17 protein-coding genes and 4 pseudogenes are annotated in these 16,251 nt (G+C 64.4%); 10 read left to right on the top strand and 11 right to left on the bottom strand.

What is annotated here, in order from left to right:
• Positions 1 to 178: 178 nt before the first annotated feature.
• From sigK to G6N13_RS01425, 3 genes and pseudogenes are all read left to right on the top strand, one after another.
• Entirely contained in the window at positions 179 to 742 is a 564-nt protein-coding gene (gene sigK / locus G6N13_RS01435; protein ID WP_163694506.1) for an ECF RNA polymerase sigma factor SigK, read from the top strand.
• A complete protein-coding gene (locus G6N13_RS01430) occupies positions 739 to 1,443 on the top strand; it encodes an anti-sigma factor (RefSeq protein ID WP_163694505.1) in 705 nt (234 codons plus the stop codon). The genes sigK and G6N13_RS01430 overlap by 4 nt, the downstream gene beginning before the upstream one ends.
• 56 nt (positions 1,444 to 1,499) lie before the next feature.
• A pseudogene (locus G6N13_RS01425) lies at positions 1,500 to 1,721 on the top strand (SAM-dependent methyltransferase); the annotation flags it as partial.
• Positions 1,722 to 1,822: 101 nt separating this feature from the next.
• Here the strand turns inward: G6N13_RS01425 and G6N13_RS01420 are convergent.
• Positions 1,823 to 2,101 (bottom strand): FAD-dependent oxidoreductase, encoded by a 279-nt coding sequence (locus tag G6N13_RS01420; RefSeq protein WP_407663897.1) that lies wholly within the window; start codon positions 2,099 to 2,101, stop codon positions 1,823 to 1,825.
• 102 nt (positions 2,102 to 2,203) lie between these two features.
• On the opposite strand from G6N13_RS01420, the pseudogene G6N13_RS01415 reads away from it, so the two are divergent.
• Positions 2,204 to 2,725, top strand: a pseudogene (locus G6N13_RS01415) (class I SAM-dependent methyltransferase); the annotation flags it as partial.
• Here the strand turns inward: G6N13_RS01415 and G6N13_RS01410 are convergent.
• Positions 2,709 to 3,524, bottom strand: a pseudogene (locus G6N13_RS01410) (NAD(P)/FAD-dependent oxidoreductase); the annotation flags it as partial. The pseudogenes G6N13_RS01415 and G6N13_RS01410 sit on opposite strands and share 17 nt — an antisense overlap.
• A 62-nt stretch (positions 3,525 to 3,586) precedes the next feature.
• Between G6N13_RS01410 and G6N13_RS01405 the strand changes: the two are divergent.
• The gene (locus G6N13_RS01405) at positions 3,587 to 3,949 is read left to right on the top strand and encodes a hypothetical protein (RefSeq protein WP_163694268.1); all 363 of its coding nucleotides are present in this window, start codon (positions 3,587 to 3,589) and stop codon (positions 3,947 to 3,949) included.
• Between the two features lie 73 nt (positions 3,950 to 4,022).
• Here the strand turns inward: G6N13_RS01405 and G6N13_RS01400 are convergent, their stop codons facing one another.
• A complete protein-coding gene (locus G6N13_RS01400) occupies positions 4,023 to 4,232 on the bottom strand; it encodes a hypothetical protein (protein ID WP_163694504.1) in 210 nt (69 codons plus the stop codon).
• Between the two features lie 147 nt (positions 4,233 to 4,379).
• Positions 4,380 to 5,807 (bottom strand): short-chain fatty acyl-CoA regulator family protein, encoded by a 1,428-nt coding sequence (locus G6N13_RS01395; protein ID WP_163694503.1) that lies wholly within the window; start codon positions 5,805 to 5,807, stop codon positions 4,380 to 4,382.
• A gap of 127 nt (positions 5,808 to 5,934) precedes the next feature.
• Between G6N13_RS01395 and prpD the strand changes: the two genes are divergently transcribed.
• The 4 genes and pseudogenes from prpD to G6N13_RS01375 form a co-directional block, all read left to right on the top strand.
• The gene (gene prpD / locus G6N13_RS01390) at positions 5,935 to 7,443 is read left to right on the top strand and encodes a 2-methylcitrate dehydratase PrpD (protein ID WP_179965127.1); all 1,509 of its coding nucleotides are present in this window, start codon (positions 5,935 to 5,937) and stop codon (positions 7,441 to 7,443) included.
• A complete protein-coding gene (gene prpB, locus G6N13_RS01385; protein ID WP_163694502.1) occupies positions 7,440 to 8,360 on the top strand; it encodes a methylisocitrate lyase in 921 nt (306 codons plus the stop codon). Before prpD ends, prpB begins: the two co-directional genes overlap by 4 nt.
• Positions 8,357 to 9,469 carry a bifunctional 2-methylcitrate synthase/citrate synthase gene (locus tag G6N13_RS01380; protein WP_163694501.1) on the top strand — a complete coding sequence of 371 codons (1,113 nt, stop codon included), beginning with the start codon at positions 8,357 to 8,359 and terminating at the stop codon, positions 9,467 to 9,469. Before prpB ends, G6N13_RS01380 begins: the two co-directional genes overlap by 4 nt.
• A 19-nt stretch (positions 9,470 to 9,488) precedes the next feature.
• Positions 9,489 to 9,684, top strand: a pseudogene (locus G6N13_RS01375) (biotin carboxylase N-terminal domain-containing protein); the annotation flags it as partial.
• A 53-nt stretch (positions 9,685 to 9,737) separates the two neighbouring features.
• On the opposite strand, the gene G6N13_RS01370 reads toward G6N13_RS01375, so the two are convergent.
• On the bottom strand, positions 9,738 to 9,998 hold the full coding sequence (locus tag G6N13_RS01370) for a hypothetical protein (protein ID WP_163694500.1): 261 nt from the start codon (positions 9,996 to 9,998) through the stop codon (positions 9,738 to 9,740).
• A 20-nt stretch (positions 9,999 to 10,018) separates the two neighbouring features.
• Positions 10,019 to 10,639 carry a superoxide dismutase gene (locus G6N13_RS01365; RefSeq protein ID WP_163694499.1) on the bottom strand — a complete coding sequence of 207 codons (621 nt, stop codon included), beginning with the start codon at positions 10,637 to 10,639 and terminating at the stop codon, positions 10,019 to 10,021.
• 500 nt (positions 10,640 to 11,139) lie between these two features.
• Between G6N13_RS01365 and G6N13_RS01355 the strand changes: the two genes are divergently transcribed.
• Positions 11,140 to 11,517: a hypothetical protein gene (locus G6N13_RS01355; protein ID WP_163694498.1), complete on the top strand. Its 378-nt coding sequence runs from the start codon at positions 11,140 to 11,142 to the stop codon at positions 11,515 to 11,517.
• Between the two features lie 3 nt (positions 11,518 to 11,520).
• Here the strand turns inward: G6N13_RS01355 and G6N13_RS01350 are convergent, their stop codons facing one another.
• From G6N13_RS01350 to G6N13_RS01330, 5 genes are read right to left on the bottom strand one after another with little or no spacing between them, the layout of a single operon-like run.
• Positions 11,521 to 12,261, bottom strand: coding sequence for a hypothetical protein (locus G6N13_RS01350; RefSeq protein ID WP_163701506.1), 741 nt, complete (start codon positions 12,259 to 12,261; stop codon positions 11,521 to 11,523).
• Positions 12,262 to 12,293: 32 nt separating this feature from the next.
• The gene (locus G6N13_RS01345; protein ID WP_163694497.1) at positions 12,294 to 13,046 is read right to left on the bottom strand and encodes a hypothetical protein; all 753 of its coding nucleotides are present in this window, start codon (positions 13,044 to 13,046) and stop codon (positions 12,294 to 12,296) included.
• A 35-nt stretch (positions 13,047 to 13,081) separates the two neighbouring features.
• Positions 13,082 to 14,047, bottom strand: coding sequence for an MlaD family protein (locus tag G6N13_RS01340; RefSeq protein ID WP_163694496.1), 966 nt, complete (start codon positions 14,045 to 14,047; stop codon positions 13,082 to 13,084).
• Positions 14,044 to 15,090 carry an MlaD family protein gene (locus G6N13_RS01335; RefSeq protein ID WP_163694495.1) on the bottom strand — a complete coding sequence of 349 codons (1,047 nt, stop codon included), beginning with the start codon at positions 15,088 to 15,090 and terminating at the stop codon, positions 14,044 to 14,046. Before G6N13_RS01335 ends, G6N13_RS01340 begins: the two co-directional genes overlap by 4 nt.
• The gene (locus G6N13_RS01330; protein ID WP_163694494.1) at positions 15,087 to 16,250 is read right to left on the bottom strand and encodes an MlaD family protein; all 1,164 of its coding nucleotides are present in this window, start codon (positions 16,248 to 16,250) and stop codon (positions 15,087 to 15,089) included. The genes G6N13_RS01335 and G6N13_RS01330 overlap by 4 nt, the downstream gene beginning before the upstream one ends.
• Position 16,251: the final 1 nt, after the last annotated feature.

Below are 16,251 nucleotides of genomic sequence, written 5' to 3'. Positions count from 1 at the left end.
GGAGGGACGACGATTGGTGCCGGCAGGATCATAGCGAGCGTCAATGGACGCGTGGCGCCATCTGTCAGCGGTTCAGTAGCGAATAGCTGTTATGGATGCGCGGCGGGAGATGGAGTCGACCGTCGCGACGCTGGATTCAGGGGAATCCGGCGCCTGTCTGTGGTTAGGCTATGGCTTGATGAACGGATCGCCGCCGCCGCGCAAGGAGCTTGAGGCATTGCTGGCGCGGGCAGCGCGGCAGGATGCCGAGGCATTCGCCACGTTCTATGACCTGACCAAGGCGCGGGTGTACGGGCTGGTGCTACGGATCCTGCGGGATCCCGGTTATAGCCAGGAAACCACCCAGGACATCTTCCTTCACGTGTGGCGCAATGCCACCAAGTACGACCCGGCGGCCGGATCGGCGATGGCCTGGCTGATGACGGTCGCCCACGGTCGCGCTGTCGAGCGGGTGCGATCTGAAGAGGCGAGCCGTCGGCGTGAAGACCGCTACGGAACGGCCACCGTCGAGCGCCCCGGCGACGATGTGGCCGAAGCGGTGCTCGTCGGAGAGGACCGCCGCCGCGTCGCCGAATGCCTCGGTTCGCTCACCGACGTCCAACGAGAGTGCATCGAGCTCGCCTATTACGGCGGATTGACCTATCCGGAGGTGTCGGCACGGCTTTCGGCAAATCTGTCGACCATCAAATCGCGGATCCGAGATGCCTTGCGGGGCCTGCGCAACTGTCTGGCTGTGGCATGACAGGCCCGGCAGATTTCGAGCTGATGGAACTCGCGGGGGTGTACGCCCTCGGAGCCGTCGACGATGACCAGCGCGCCGACATCGAGCGCAGTCTTGACGCCGCACCTGCGGCGTTGGCCCAAGCTTTTCGCGATGAGGTGCGGGCCTATCGCGAAATGATGGCCCTGGTGTCGGCCGCCACTGCCGTCGAGCCGCCGCCCGAGCTGCGGGAGCGGATCCTGGCAGCGGCCACACCACAGGTCAAGGCACCCCGTCGCTCCTGGCGCAGGCCGCTCATCGCCGCCGCTGCAGCTTTGGTCATCGGGCTCGGGGCGCTCGGCGCGGTCGCTGTACTGCGCCCACCGACCCCCAGCACGCCGACCGCCGCACGCGTGCTCGAGGCTCCAGACGTCCGGACCACCACCGCCGCCATCCCGACCGGGGGCATGGCCACCCTCGTCTACTCACGCGACACCAATGCCGCGGTGCTGGTGATGAACAACGTCGCCCCGCCACCGCCGGGTTCGGTCTACCAAATGTGGCTGCTCGACGGTGGGACCCCGAAATCGGCAGGCACGATGGGCACCGATACCGTGCGGCCGTCGACAACGGCGATGCTCACCGATCTCGGAAACACCAACGCGCTGGCGTTCACACTCGAGCCCGGGCAAGGTTCCCCACAACCGACGGGACAGATTTTCGCCACACTGCCGCTGACCTGATCCGGTCGCAACGGCGGGCCCACACCCATCCGGTGGGCCGGCGGTGACGAATACCGGTGCTGAACGTTGCGCAGCGCCTCGAAGCACTCGTCGGCACAGCAGACGGCGCGACCGCCCATCACTACGATCTGTCCAACGACTTCTATCGCCTACTTCTCGATGACCACGTGGCGTACTCGTCGGCATGTTTCACCGATGACCGGCAAACGTTGCCTGAGGCGCAGACTGAGAAAGTCGACCTCATCTGCCGCAAACGCGTTCTCGCCGAGGGCCTGCGGCTGCTCGATGTCGGCTGCGGCTGGGGTTCGCTGATCCTGTTCGCGGCGCGGCGCTACGGGGGTGCACGCCACCGGTATCGCGTTTTTCATACAGCGTTCCGTCAACCGTGCTCCGGTTTCGCGGGTGGCGATGCCCAGTTCGTCGAACAGGCGGCACCACGTCGGGTATGTGCGATCGTTATGCACCAGAAACGCGGAGTCCACCGCGACCGTCTGGCCGTACCCGTCATCGAGCAGGTGAGTGTGCGCATGCCGCCGACACGGCTGTCGGCCTCGAACAACGTCACCCGGTTCCGCCGTGCCAGCACGTATGCGGCGGTCAGGCCCGCGACTCCACCACCCACAACGGCGAGTGATCGCCGACCGACGCCGTGACTCATGCCCGTCATTCGGCGCAGCGCCCGCGCCGGGTGGGTGGCAATGTCGGCGGCTTGGCCAACCCCGATCCCATCCACGACGTCGTCAGCGCCGAATACCTGAATATGACTGCACCGGACGCTTCGGGAACTCGCGTGCTGACAACGCATTTCGACGATGTTCAGGCGCACTAAGACCTACCCGATGAATTCTTCCGGCTGTTCCTCGACCCCACCCAGACCTACAGCTGTGCGTGTTTCGAACGTGCCGACATGACCCTGGAGCAGGCCCAGATCGCCAAGATCGATCTGTCGCTGAGCAAGCTGGGACTGGAGCCGGGCATGACGCTGCTCGACATCGGGTGCAGCCGGGGCGCCACCCTGAACAGGGCCGTGGAGCGCTTTGACGTCAACGTCATCGGGCTGACCTTGAGCCGCAACCAACAAGCCAGCGCGCAGCGACTCCTCGACGAGAACGCCAGTCCGCGCGCCAAACACGTTCTGCTGCAAGGCTGGGAGCAGTTCGGTCGCGCCCGCTACGACGGTTTCTTCCGGGCCGCTCATACGCTGCTGCCGCCTGACGGGGTCATATTGCTGCACAGCATCATCAGGCGCGATGTCGAGGAATTCGCGGCAGCCGCCAGGCCTGCACAGCCTTGGCCGCCCGCAGCTCGTCGATGGAGGGCAGTTCCCACTCGGGTGGCAGCGTCTCGAGGAACTCGCGGAGCACTCGGGTGACGTTGATCTGCTGCCAGCGCTTGTAGCTGTTGACGTAACCCAGCCCGATAAGGCAGCCCCCGCCCATCGGAAACACCCAGCCGTAGCCGGGCAGCTGATCGCCCTGAAACGCCAACTTCATATGGATGTCGAGGGAGTCGGAGTCGGGACGGTTCGCCTGCATCTCGGTGCGAATCGCGATCGCCGAGTAGCCGTTGTACCGCGACGTCAGGCCGAGGGCCCGTTCGACGGGCGAGTAGGTGCCGTCGGCGGCGATCACCGCGTCGGCGAACACCTACTCCCCATCTTTGCGCGCCAACCCCGTCACTCGTCCGTCGGCGTCGATGATGGGGCCGGCGACCTCGGTGGACTGGCGCACCTCGGCGCCTGCGGACTGGGCGTTCTTCAGCAGCAGCGGGTCCAGTTCGCGGCGAGGCGCACAGTGGCCATGGTTGGGCATGCCGGGGCGGCTCGGGAATGACAGCTCCAACCGATTGGGGCTGAAGATCGTCGCCCGATTGACGCGGTGGAATTTGTCGACCTCGTCAGCCAGTCCCATCTTTTGGATGAGACTGACCGCGCGAGCAGTCAGGCCATCGCCGCGTGGCTTGTCACGCGGGAATTCGGCCTTATCCAGCAAGACAACTCGCGCTCCGCTCTGCACGGCCCGCCAGGCTGCAGATGCCCCTGCCGGACCCCCGCCGACAATCGCCACGTCATATCGCTCCATACGCGGTATTCGACGCTGTGGCCGTCGCGGACGGGTTGTGAGCGGGACCAATCTCACATCACATGAGGCGCGATCAGCATGGTGGCGCCGCGGACAACATCGAGAAGATCAAGTCGGCGTTGGCCAGTCTGAAGGCCGATGCCGAGTCGTTGGGGATGGAGATCGATCCGGTGGCCGGCAACCCCAAGCAGTTTCGCGACCTTTGGGACAAGCTGTCCCAGGAGGACAAGGACTTTCTGTACAGCCGCGACCACAGTGTCGGCAACCACCCGGGCATGCCGTTCGTCGACCGCGACACGCACAACCAGCAGCACCTCGGTGAGCTGATCGGAGACCACTCAGAACAATATCGATTCGATGCAACGCCGCTACGACGAGCTTGCCCGCCAGGTGTACATGGGGGACAAGACCGATGCGACCGGTAACGAGCTCACCGCGCTGGGGTCGCAACTGATGGCGGCGCGGCTCAATATGGATGGCTATAAGGCTGTGCAGGGTTCACTGCATCCGTCCGGCGATAACAATGATCCGCTCGGCAAGGTGCCGCGGATGCTCGGCTTCATCGACGGTGAGTTTCATTGCCCCGGCCGGTTCTTCGCCGGCATATGCTGCGACGCGATTGGCGGCGAATCGGGAGTCGCAGCCGCTTGCCGACCACGCCGTCATGACATCGATAGCCTGACGAGTCCACTCGGCTTTCTCGTTCATGATGTGCTGTATGTGCGGCCATGCCGACGACTCACTCCGGGGATTTCGCGTCCCCAAAATGTGGATAACGAGTGCGTGTGGCACAGTGGCGCGACCGTTGCGGACTCGCACCGGATTCCTGCCGCTACACGCGACCCTGACTGTAGCTCAGCTGGTCGCCGCCGACGGGTAGGGCTGATCGGTGCTGGCGTGCGGATCGATGTGCACCGGCCGGCCGATGTAGGGAAACGCGCGTTGTGCGCACGCAGGCCGATCGCAGACCTTGCAGCCCGCGCCGATCGCGACACTGGTCTCGGCGTCAGCCAGATCCACACCCGCGGAATAGATCAGCTTGTCAGCATGATTGAGCTCGCAGCCGAGCCCGACGGCGAACGTCTTGCGCTGCCCGAGATAGCGGCTCGGCGGTGAGTCGGTGGTGCGGGCGATCCAGAAGTACGACCGGCCGTCAGGCATCTGCGCTACCTGGGTGCTGAACTCGCCGGGCCGGTTGAACGCATGGTGCACCACCCACAGCGGACAGCTGCCACCGACGCGGGAGAAGTGGAAGGCCGTGGCGGACTGCCGCTTCGAGATGTTGCCTGCGGCATCGGCGCGGACGAAGATGAACGGCACACCGCGCGCGTCCGGGCGCTGCAACGTAGAAAGCCGGTGGCAGACGGTTTCGAAACCGACCTCGAAGCGGCGGGCCAGCTGGTCGATGTCATAGCGAAGTTCGTTGGCGGACTGCAGGAACCGGCGGTAGGGCAAAAGCAGAGCTCCTGCGAAATAGTTCGCCAGCCCGATGCGGGCTACCTCGCGGGCCTCGGGTGTGAGTTGATCGTCGGTGGCCAGGATGGCGTCGAAGGCGTCGGCCTGGGTCAGCAGCGCTAGCTGGGTGGCCATCTGGAACGCCCGCTGGCCCGGGTGTAGCCATCGCGCGATGTGCAGGATGGCGGTGTCTGGTCGATACCGGCGTTTGACATTGGGGCCCAGTGTCTTTCCGTCGTCCAGCACAGCGGTGATACCGAGATCCTCGGCGAGCACTCGGATCAGCTGCACATCCAGCTCACCCACCCGCAGTTGGTAGGCGTCGAATAGTTCCTCTGCTGCCCGGTCGAGTTCGTCGACATAGTTCTTGCGGTCGTAGAAGAAGTCGCGGACCTCTTCGAAGGGCATCGGCCGTTCCGGGTCGTCGGGGATATCGACGCTGGCTCGACTACGCAGCGCTTCCACTTCGGCGGTCGCGTTGACCATCCGGCGGTGCAGGCTGACGATGGCTTGCCCGACATCGGGCATGCGGGCCGCAAGCTCCTCGATCTGCGTCGTGGTCGCCTGGCTTTCAGCGAGGCTTTCCCGTAGGTCGGCCACGAGCCGGGCATCGGAGTCGGTGGCGAAGAAATGGGCGGGGAGATTGAACCGCTCGGTCAGTGTCAGCAGCACCGGCACGGTGATCGGCCGCTGGTCGTTCTCGAGCTGATTGACGTAGCTCGTCGACAGATCCAGTGCTCTGGCCAGCGCGACCTGAGTAAGGCCGTGCTCCTCCCGCAGGCGGCGCAAACGCGCGCCGGCGAAGGTCCTAGACGGCACCCCAACCACGCCAGCAGCCTACAACCCACGGCATTCGCAACATTCGCAAAATCGCCCTGAAAAGGACGCAAAAGTACGCACTTACAGTGGGTGTTGGGTGTCGACCCGGCTGCGTACTGTGCGAATCATGTCGAGCTTGCAGATTCACGACGTCCGTACCCGGCGCAGCGCGGAGGAGTTTCCGCGTTCCGAACACCTCGCGTGGAAGATCGCCGAACTGGCCGCCGATCCGGTGGCCGTCCCGCCGGAAACCGAGGCGATGGTCATCAATCGCATCATCGACAATGCCGCGGTGTCGGCGGCCTCGGTGATCCGGCGCCCGGTCACGGTCGCCCGCGAGCAGGCGCTGGCACATCGCTGCGCCCGTAACGGAGCCAAGGTGTTCGGTGTTCCCGGCAGCGTGTCGCCCGAGTGGGCCGCCTGGGCCAACGGCGTCGCCGTGCGCGAACTGGATTTCCACGACACGTTTCTGGCCGCCGAGTATTCGCACCCTGGGGACAACATCCCGGCACTGGTCGCCGTCGCGCAGCATTTCGACGTCCGCGGTGCTGACCTGATCCGCGGTATCGCGACCGCCTACGAGGTGCAGATCGACCTGGTCAAGGGAATCTGCTTGCACGAGCACAAGATCGACCACGTCGCGCATCTGGGGCCGGCGGTGGCCGCCGGGCTGGGCACCATGCTGCGACTCGACCCGGAGACCATCTACAACGCGGTCGGCCAGGCACTGCACCTGACTACCGCCACCCGGCAATCGCGCAAGGGGCTGATCTCCAGCTGGAAGGCCTACGCCCCGGCCTACGCCGGCAAGGTGGCGATCGAGGCCGTCGACCGCGCCATGCGGGGCGAGGGTTCACCCGCGCCGATCTGGGAAGGCGAAGACGGTGTGATCGCCTGGCTGCTATCGGGTCCCGAGCACACCTACCAGGTGCCGTTGCCCGCGCCGGGACATCCCAAGCGCGCCATCCTGGACAGCTACACCAAGGAACACTCGGCCGAATACCAGAGCCAGGCGCCGATCGACCTCGCCCGCCGGTTGCGGGAACGCATCGGCGATCTCGACCAGATCGCCACGATTGTGTTGCACACCAGCCACCACACCCACGTGGTGATCGGCACCGGTTCCAACGATCCGCAGAAGTTCGACCCCGACGCATCCCGCGAGACCCTCGACCACTCGGTGATGTACATCTTCGCCGTCGCACTGCAGGACGGCAGCTGGCACCACGAACGGTCCTACGCACCCGAGCGGGCACACCGCCCCGACACCATCGACCTCTGGCACAAGATCTCCACCGTCGAAGATCCGGAGTGGACGCGGCGCTACCACTCGACCGACCCGGCCGAGAAGGCGTTCGGCGCCCGCGCCGTGGTCACGCTGAAGAACGGTGACGTGATCACCGACGAACTGGCGGTCGCCGACGCGCATCCGTTGGGGGCGCGGCCCTTTGAACGCGATCAATACATCGCCAAGTTCGTCGAGCTGGCCGACGGTGTGGTCGAGGACGCCGAGCAGAAGCGATTCCTCGCGACTGTCGGCGACCTCGCCCGGATCCGGCCCGGCGGGTTGGACGCGCTCAACGTCCTCGTCGATCCGCGGGTCCTGGACAAGGCACCCACCATCCCGTCCGGGATTTTCTCGTGACCGCGGGTCTGATCGGGTCGGTGTCCTCGGCCGCCGACAAGCGCGCCCGCTTCCGGCGTGGACTGGATTCTGGTCGGCTGCTTCGCTTTCCCGGAGCGTTCTCACCGCTGGTCGCCAAGCTCGTCGCCGAGATCGGCTTCGACGGCGTCTACGTCTCGGGAGCGGTGCTGTCGGCCGACCTCGGCCTACCCGATATCGGGCTGACCACCCTCACCGAGGTGGCCGGCCGGGGCGCCCAGATCGCCGGGGTCACCGACCTGCCGACACTGATCGACGCCGACACCGGATTCGGCGAGCCGATGAGCGCCGCGCGCACGGTCACGGTGGTGGAGGACGCCGGCCTGGCCGGCTGCCACTTCGAAGACCAGGTCAACCCGAAACGGTGCGGGCACCTTGACGGCAAGGCCGTGGTGCCGACCGAGGAGATGGTCAAGCGACTGCGGGCAGCTGTTGCGGCGCGGCGTGATCCGAACTTCATCATCTGCGCACGGACCGATGCCGCTGGTATCGAAGGTGTGCCGGCCGCCATCGACCGGGCCAAGGTCTACGCCGACGCCGGCGCAGACCTGATCTTCACCGAAGCGCTCTACGCGCCCCTGGATTTCGAGCAGTTTCGCGCCGCGGTCGACACGCCGTTGCTCGCGAATATGACGGAGTTCGGCAAGTCCGAACTGCTCACCGCTGCCCAGTTATCCGACATCGGCTACAACGTCGTCATCTACCCGGTGACCACCCTGCGGCTGGCGATGCATGCCGTCGAGGTCGGATTGCGCGAGATCGACTCGGCCGGAACGCAATCAGGGCTGATCGACCAGATGCAACACCGCAGCCGCCTCTACGAACTGCTGCGCTACGCCGACTACAACCAGTTCGACTCCGATATCTACAATTTCGCGCTGCAAGGAGTAACACGATGACTACTCCCACCATTCACAAGGGGCTGGCCGGTGTCGTCGTCGACACCACCGCGATCTCCAAGGTGGTTCCCGAGACGAACTCCCTGACATATCGGGGCTACCCCGTGCAGGATCTGGCCGCGCACTGCAGCTTTGAGCAGGTCGCCTATCTCCTGTGGCACGGCGAACTGCCGACCGACCAGGAGTTGGCGCTCTTCGCCCAACGGGAACGTGCATCCCGGCGTATCGACCGTTCCATGCTCGGCCTGCTGGCCAAGCTGCCCGACAATTGCCATCCGATGGATGTGGTGCGGACCGCCATCAGCTATCTCGGTGCCGAGGACCCCGACGAGGACGACAGCACCCAGGCCGCCAACTACGCCAAGTCGTTGCGGATGTTCGCGGTTCTCCCGACGATCGTCGCCGCCGATATCCGGCGTCGGCGTGGGTTGGAACCGATTGCACCGCAGAGCCATCTGAGCTACGCGGAGAACTTTTTGCAGATGAGTCTCGGCGTAGTGCCCGATCCGGTGATCGTCAAGGCATTCGAGCAGTCGATGATCCTCTACGCGGAGCACAGCTTCAACGCGTCGACGTTCGCCGCGCGCGTGGTCACCTCCACCCGGTCCGATATCTACAGCGCGGTGACTGCGGCCATCGGAGCCTTGAAGGGATCCCTGCATGGTGGCGCCAATGAGGCCGTCATGCATGACATGATCGAGATCGGCTCGGCGGACCGTGCGGCGGAATGGCTGCACGGCAAGCTGTCCCGCAAGGACAAGGTGATGGGGTTCGGGCACCGGGTCTACAAGAACGGTGACTCCCGCGTGCCCACCATGAAGGCCGCACTGGCCCGCGTTGTCGAAGCGCGCGACGGCCAGCGCTGGATGGACATCTACAACGTGCTGGAAGCGTCGATGTTCGCCGCCACCAAGATCAAGCCCAATCTCGATTTCCCGACCGGCCCGGCCTATTACCTGATGGGTTTCGACATCCCGAGCTTCACACCGCTGTTCGTGATGAGTCGGATCACCGGGTGGACCGCGCACATCATGGAGCAGGCGGGGTCAAACGCGTTGATCCGGCCGCTGTCCGAATACTCCGGCCAGCCTCAACGCGCGCTCGTCTAGCGCAGCTCGAAGGGGACGTGTGTTTTCTAAGGTTCTGGTTGCCAACCGCGGTGAGATCGCGATCCGCGCGTTTCGTGCCGCCTACGAGCTGGGCGCGGACACGGTTGCGGTCTACCCCTACGAAGATCGCAACTCGTTGCATAGGCTCAAGGCTGACGAGTCGTATCAGATTGGCGTAGAGGGTCATCCGGTTCGCGCGTACCTGAACGTCGACCAGTTGCACTGGTCAGCCTACCTGTCGGTGAAGCGCCCAGGGGGCGGCATCGCTCTATCCGGTCTCGGGTGGCTCGGCCTGACGAGTGATCGTCGACGCGATTGCTTGCAAGATCTCGGCGCCGCTCTTGCCGGTGGTGGCTTCCATGCCGGACAGCAGCAGGCCGGACAAGTTGACCAATCCGGTGATCAACCCGGAGCAGCCGTCTGGCTCGGCTGTGTAGGCGTCGATCCGCTGGTGGAGGAACTCCGCGCCCTCGTCGTGGTTCCACGCGGTCATGACGTCGATCGCCCACCTGGTCTTGTCCTCGGCCATCACTGCATGCCTGGTGCGGCCTAGAAGATCAGGCCGGACGTTGTGGTGGTGGCGGCAGCAAACCGTTGTTGGACATCGGCCCAATTGACCACGTTCCAGAACGCCTTCACATAGTCGGCTTTGACGTTGCGGTACTGCAGGTAATAGGCGTGCTCCCACATATCGACTTGCAGCAGCGGGATGATGCCCAGCGGCACGTTCGCCTGCTGGTCGTACAGCTGGAACGTCAGCAGTTTCCCGCCCAGGGTGTCATAGCCCAGCACAGCCCATCCGGAGCCCTGCAGTCCGTTGGCGGCCGCGGCGAACTGCGCACGAAAGCTGTCGAAGGACCCGAACTGGTCATCGATGGCAGCCGCCAGGTCACCCTCGGGCTTATCGCCGCCGGCGGGGGAGAGGTTCTTCCACCAGATCGAGTGGTTGACGTGGCCCCCGAGGTGAAAGGCCAGGTTCTTCTCGTTGAGGAAAATCGCGGCGTGATCGTTGTTGGCGCGGGCCTCTTCCAACTTCGCAACCGCGTCATTGACCCCTTTGACGTAGGCCGCGTGATGCTTGCTGTGGTGAATCTCGTTGATCTGCCCCGAGATATGAGGCTCCAGAGCCCCGTAGTCGTAATCCAGCTCAGGCAGGGTGTACTCGGCCATGGGGTGTCCTCTGCATTCTCACTCGTGGGCATTCAAACTTCAGCGTATCTGTTCAGATGTTCAGATGATAGGCTAAGTGCGTGGGTCGGCCGCGCACCTGAGTCGATGCAGCACATCACTAACCGCCGTTCGGTGGCCAAGGGTGCCGCGGCCGCCCACGCCACACGTGAGCGATTGTGGCGCAGCAATTTTCCGGTGCCGAGGAGCGGTCGGCCTCAGTAATCCCAACCGGGCCGCCTGCCCGGGGTTGTGCTCGAACCCGTTCTCCCAGTAGGGCTTATCGAATCCGGGGGCGAACACGGCATCACCGGCGAAGGTCAGCTGATCGTCTCGACGGGCACTCCGCTGGCTTCGGCGATATCGGTCACCGTGCCGCGATCGAAGGCCGTTGGCGAATTCATGGCTGGAAGATCTAGGATCGCTCCAGCCGTCGTGGTGAACAGTGCGTCAATTGCGCAAAGCCGGCCCGGGTAATGCGGCGAAATGCAAAGGTGGAGCCGATGCGTCACCGAATCCTGGGCGTCGTGCTCACTGCTGCCGCAGCCACACTGTGCGTGGCTGCCCCGCCCGTGGCCGCGGCTGGCGATGACGACTGCAGCCTGCTTCTGCCGGCAGCCGATCGGCTGGAGGCGGTGTTCAATCAGATTGCCCCGAGCGGGACTCCGCCGTGGGTGGCCGCCCAGGTTCGGGCGCCGCTGAGTCTGCTGCACAACTTGAGCAGCCCACCCGGGATCGACCTGCGGATCCGCTCGAACATGGTGGCCTCGCAGATCGACAACGGCGACCCGTACCGGCCGGCCAGCCCGGAACGCCTGGCCAGCGATCTCGCCAAGGCCAAGGGTCTGCTGGTCGAGGTTCGGGACTGGTGCGCCCCATAGCGTCTAGTTTCCGCCCAGACCCCAACGCTTGATCGCAACACGTTCGGCGTCAGGCCAAATGGCTCTGGCGGCCGGTGAATTGCAGAAGTAATCCTCGGCCTGGCGAATGCTCATGTCGACGGCGTGCTGGCCATCTTCTTGGTGGGCACGGCAATTGACAGTCAAGGCCCGGTTGGTGGCCGGATCGGCCTCCAGGACTTCGATCGTCAACACCGTGACAAGCGTGTACCCTGCCCCGGTTGGCAGATAGAAGGTGAGATCCCGGCTGGCCAGCCCGCCGGCGTTGGTCACCAGATAACCGTCACCACTGGGATATGCGGCCTGTCCGACCATTTGGGTGCGTTCGTAATGCTGGCTGTCGCCATCGGCGCGCCACACCGCGAACCGAGTGTTCGGGTTCGCGCCGTTCAGCAGATTCTGGGAGATCGGGATGATCAGCTCGTCGCGGCCGTCGCCGTCGACGTCCTGCAGTCCCGCACCGCCTGGGGTCGAGGGCTCCAGCAGCTCGTCGATGGTCTGCACCACCGCGCCCGAGCGGTCGGTCACGGTGACCTTCACCGCCCTGGGCCGGGGCAATTCGGGCACGCTCCAGTAGTTGACGGCGAAAGTGAGACCATTCGAACGCAGGGTGCAGTCCACCAGAGGTGACGTCCCCGTTGGGGTGATCACGGGATTCGATTGGGGGCACGGGGGTAGCGAGGTATCCGCTGCGGCTGTCGGGGACAGCGTGCTCCCCGCCGCCATCGTCACGACGGCGACGAGGTGCGGCAGCCGAATCACGGATGGGGCGCCGGTTTGGCCGGGGCAGGAGCAGGCGCAGGACCGGCGCCCGGCGCGGGCGGAGCACCCGGTACCGGGGGAGCGGCCGGGGTGCCGGCGCCCGGAATCTGTTGCTCCCCGGGTGCCTTGGTACCGGTCTTGGGGCCGATATCGGTGACCTGCCACGCATTGCCCACTTTGTTCACCGTGACTCGCAGCAGGATGATCGACACCTTCGGCGTCGGGTTCTGCAGATTGCGGGTGGTCTGGTGCGCTGAGATCACCACTTGGTAGGAACCGTCGGGCTGGAGCACTGGATCGGAGGCCAATACCTCGCCGGTGGAGCTGACCTGCGCCTGCAGCATCACCGCTTTCAGTAGGTCGGTGGCATTGACGTACTTGTCTTTAAGCTGCTGTGACACACCGTCTTCGACAGCGTGAAAGAAAGCGTCGGGGTCCTCGAAGCTGTAGGTCAGCGATTTCATCGCGTAATCCCTGGCGAGCTGTGCCGCAGCCGCACGATCTGCCTCGCTCTGGCGCAGCTGGGTGAGCTGGTCGTTGACCTGGCGGTATCTGATGAACCCGAACGCGCCTCCGCCGAGGATCACGATCACCAAAACGACTGCGACCCAGAGCCCGCGGTTCTTCGACCAGTGCTGCGGCGCGGGAGAGTCGAGCGCAACTGCAGTGTCGTCAGCGGCGGGCCCGGCGTTGTTCACGGCCTCGGTGTCGTGGACTTGCGTTTCATCGCCGGCAGTTGGCTCGGTCATGGAGAGATCTTCCCTTGTTATCGCGTCGTTCGTGGTCACTGGCGCCATGCGGGTACGTTGAGCTGAACCCGCACGCCGCCGGTGTCGTTGAACGTCGATTCCCAGAAGTCGAGCCAGTGCCCGGCGTCCACCTTAATGTCGTGCAGGGGAGCCATCGCCGGCTGCAGGATGGTGGCGAAGGTACTCAGCGGGCCGGCCAGCATGTCGAGCCAATCGCCGAACTTGGCGACCAAGATGCCGGCAGGGTCCTGGGGGCCGATGACGCCGATCCCGGTATGCGACAGGATCTCGATCTGATGAATCAACTGCAAGAAGGCGGGAACCGATTTCGGCAGTATTTTGCCGGTCTCGCTGATGATTTCGCCGGCATGGAGCTCACCCAGGTTGGTGGTGAACGTGGAGACATTGCTGAACAATGTGCCCAGCAGTTCCTTGTCGTCACGGATCACCTTGGCGGTCAATCCAGCGGTGACGGCCAGTGAGTCGATGGTCTCGTCGTTGCCCCGGAAAGCCTCCGACATGTCATTGATGATGCCGTGTATCTGGTCGAGGTTGAGCGCCGTGAACAGGACATTGGCCTTGGTGAGCAGATCGCTGGCGGTGACGATCGGGGCGACTCGGTCGGCGGGTATCACCGTCCCGTCGGTGAAGTACGGTGGCGCAATCAGTTTCGGCCGGAAGTCGATGTACTGCTCGCCGGCCGCCGACAGGTTCTCGACACTGACCATGCTGTTGGCGGGCACCTGATACTTGCGGTCGACGTCCATCGACACCGCCAGCCCGGTGTCGGTGGTCTGGATGCCAGTCACCCGGCCGACCTTGATACCGCGCATCGTCACTTCCGAGGTAGGCATCAGGCCCCCGGAACTGTTGAGCAGCAGGGTGAGTCGGGTGATCTGTTTGGTCGGGCCCATATCGAGCACGCCGAACGACATGTAGGCCGCGCCGGCCAGTGTCATGACCACCAGGATGGCCAGTGTGGTGCGCGCACTGAATTTCATGGCACCAGTCCCATCGTCTGCATAGCCTGGACCGCGGCGTCGGCCTTGTCCGCGGGATCGACACCCTCCTGCCCGGTGGGGGTGTGGAGTTCGGTGATGGTGTATTTTGGGCCGCCGTTGCCGAAGAAGCCGAGCAGCTTGTAGCGGAGCAAGGCCACGAACTTGTCGGCGATCACCGGAATCGTGGTGTCGGCGGTCGCCATCGTGTGGATCATCGGCGTGATGTAGGAGAGGATCTGCATCAAGTCACCGGCAATCGGGTTAATGAGATCACCGCCGAGCTTGCCGACATCCTTGGAGGTGCCGACCACATTGAGGATCGCCATCGTGACCGCCGACAGGCCTTGGAGTTTCGCCGGGCCTTCGGTGACCAGCCGGTTGAAGACTTGCGTGTTGGCCGCGAAGCCGGAGGTGATGTTCTCCATCCCTTCGAGCATCCGATCGATGGTGTCCTGATTGGCGGCCAGATCATTGAGGACGCCGGCGACGGTGTGCTGCATCCGGTTCAGCTCGCCGGGGTCTTGCGGGAACGCCTTGTTGACCTTGACCACGGTGGTCTGCAATGTGCCGATCGCGCCGCCGGCCACTAGATTCGACATCGACCGCAAGAGGTCTTCGACGTTGTCGGCCGGTGCGGTGTTCCGCATCGGGATGGTGTCACCGTTGCGCAGGATGGGCCCAGACGTGTCGTCTGGCGGGAGCAGCGCGATGTAGATATCGCCGAGCGGGGTGGCCTGGCGAAGTTCAGCGCGGGTATTGACGGGAAGTTTTGTATCGCCGGCTATTTCGACATATGTCACTGCTGTGGTGCCCTCGAGCTGAACGCGATCGAGCACGCCGATCTGCACTCCGCCGGAATCGACCTTGGCCCGGGCCGGCAGATTGAGCACGCTGGCGAATTCGATCTTGATGCTGTAGGAGTGCCGCGGGGTGTACGCGCCGGGCACCGGCAACCGGGTGGGATCCAGCGAGCAGGCCGCTGTGAGACTGAGAGCCAGCGTCGCCAGCAGCGCACAGAAAATGCGAATCGATCGTCGGGTCATGGTGACAGCGCCGCCCCCAGAACAAGATTGGTCAGACCGAGGGTGATCGGGTCGCTCGGGGTGCCTGATGCGCACGCCGCAGCCGCGCCGGGGACATTGCGGTCCTTGAGGCCCTGGCAGATCGCACCGGCCTGGGTCGGGGCGATCGAGACCTGCGGTGGGATGTAGGTGACGTTGTGGGTGCCCCACGACGGTTCATAGATGTCGGCGATCCAGTGGCTGAACTGTGGCCAGGAATTGATCATCGCGGTGATCGCCGGGATATGTCTGTTCAGCAGGTCCCGCAATCCGCCGAACCGAGCATCCAACTTCTCGTAGAATCGCGGCCCGAAGCGGTTGATCGCCTCGGTTAGGGTGGGCAGCAGGTGCGAGACATACGCCATTGCCGCCCCGAAGTTGTCGGACAGGCCCTCCATCAATTGGGTGGTGACCGGAAGCGTTCGGATGACCGAGGCGAAGCTGTCCCAGTTGGTGAGGAAATCAGAGGTGAGGATCTCGCTGTTCTCGAAGAGCTGCCGGTAGTCGGCATCGGCCTTGTAGGGGTCGGCGAGCATGGTGACCAGATTGCGCATGGTCTTGTTGATGCCGGGGCCGGTGCCCTTGAGGGAATTGCTGGCCGCCGACAAGCTGTCGTTGATGGCCTGCACGCCGGGCGCCTTGGCGGGGTCCTGTCCTGGCTCGGACCCAAGGATGGAGTCGGTGAGATCGCCGATGGCAGAGAATGTTTCGCTGACGCTGATCGGGGTCTTGGTGGATTTCAGCTTGATACAGCCCGGACCGGTGAACTTCGGGCCACCGGTGTAGGGCTTGGTCAGTTCGATATGGCGATCGGTGACGATCGATTGTGAGTAGGTGACCGCCCCGACATCGGCGGGCAGCACCAAGTCAGCCGGGACGGTGAAGTCCACTTCGACGTGGTCGGGCTTGTTGACGATCGCGTTCATCGAGCCCACCTCGATACCCAGCAGCGCAACCTTGTTGCCCGGATACAGTCCTACCGCGTCGGTGAATTCGGCGCACATCGACCGGGTGGGATTGATCTTGGGGCTCAGGATCTTAATGCCGACAACGACCGCGACCGCGATCACAGCGAGGATGACCACCGCTACGGCGATGACACGCGTCGACCGCCGCGAACCGATACCCGACTCCCCGGTCATA

It is taken from the genome of Mycolicibacterium sarraceniae (genome assembly GCF_010731875.1).
GTDB classification, from domain to species: domain Bacteria; phylum Actinomycetota; class Actinomycetes; order Mycobacteriales; family Mycobacteriaceae; genus Mycobacterium; species Mycobacterium sarraceniae.
This window is presented reverse-complemented; position numbering and strand designations above follow the sequence as displayed.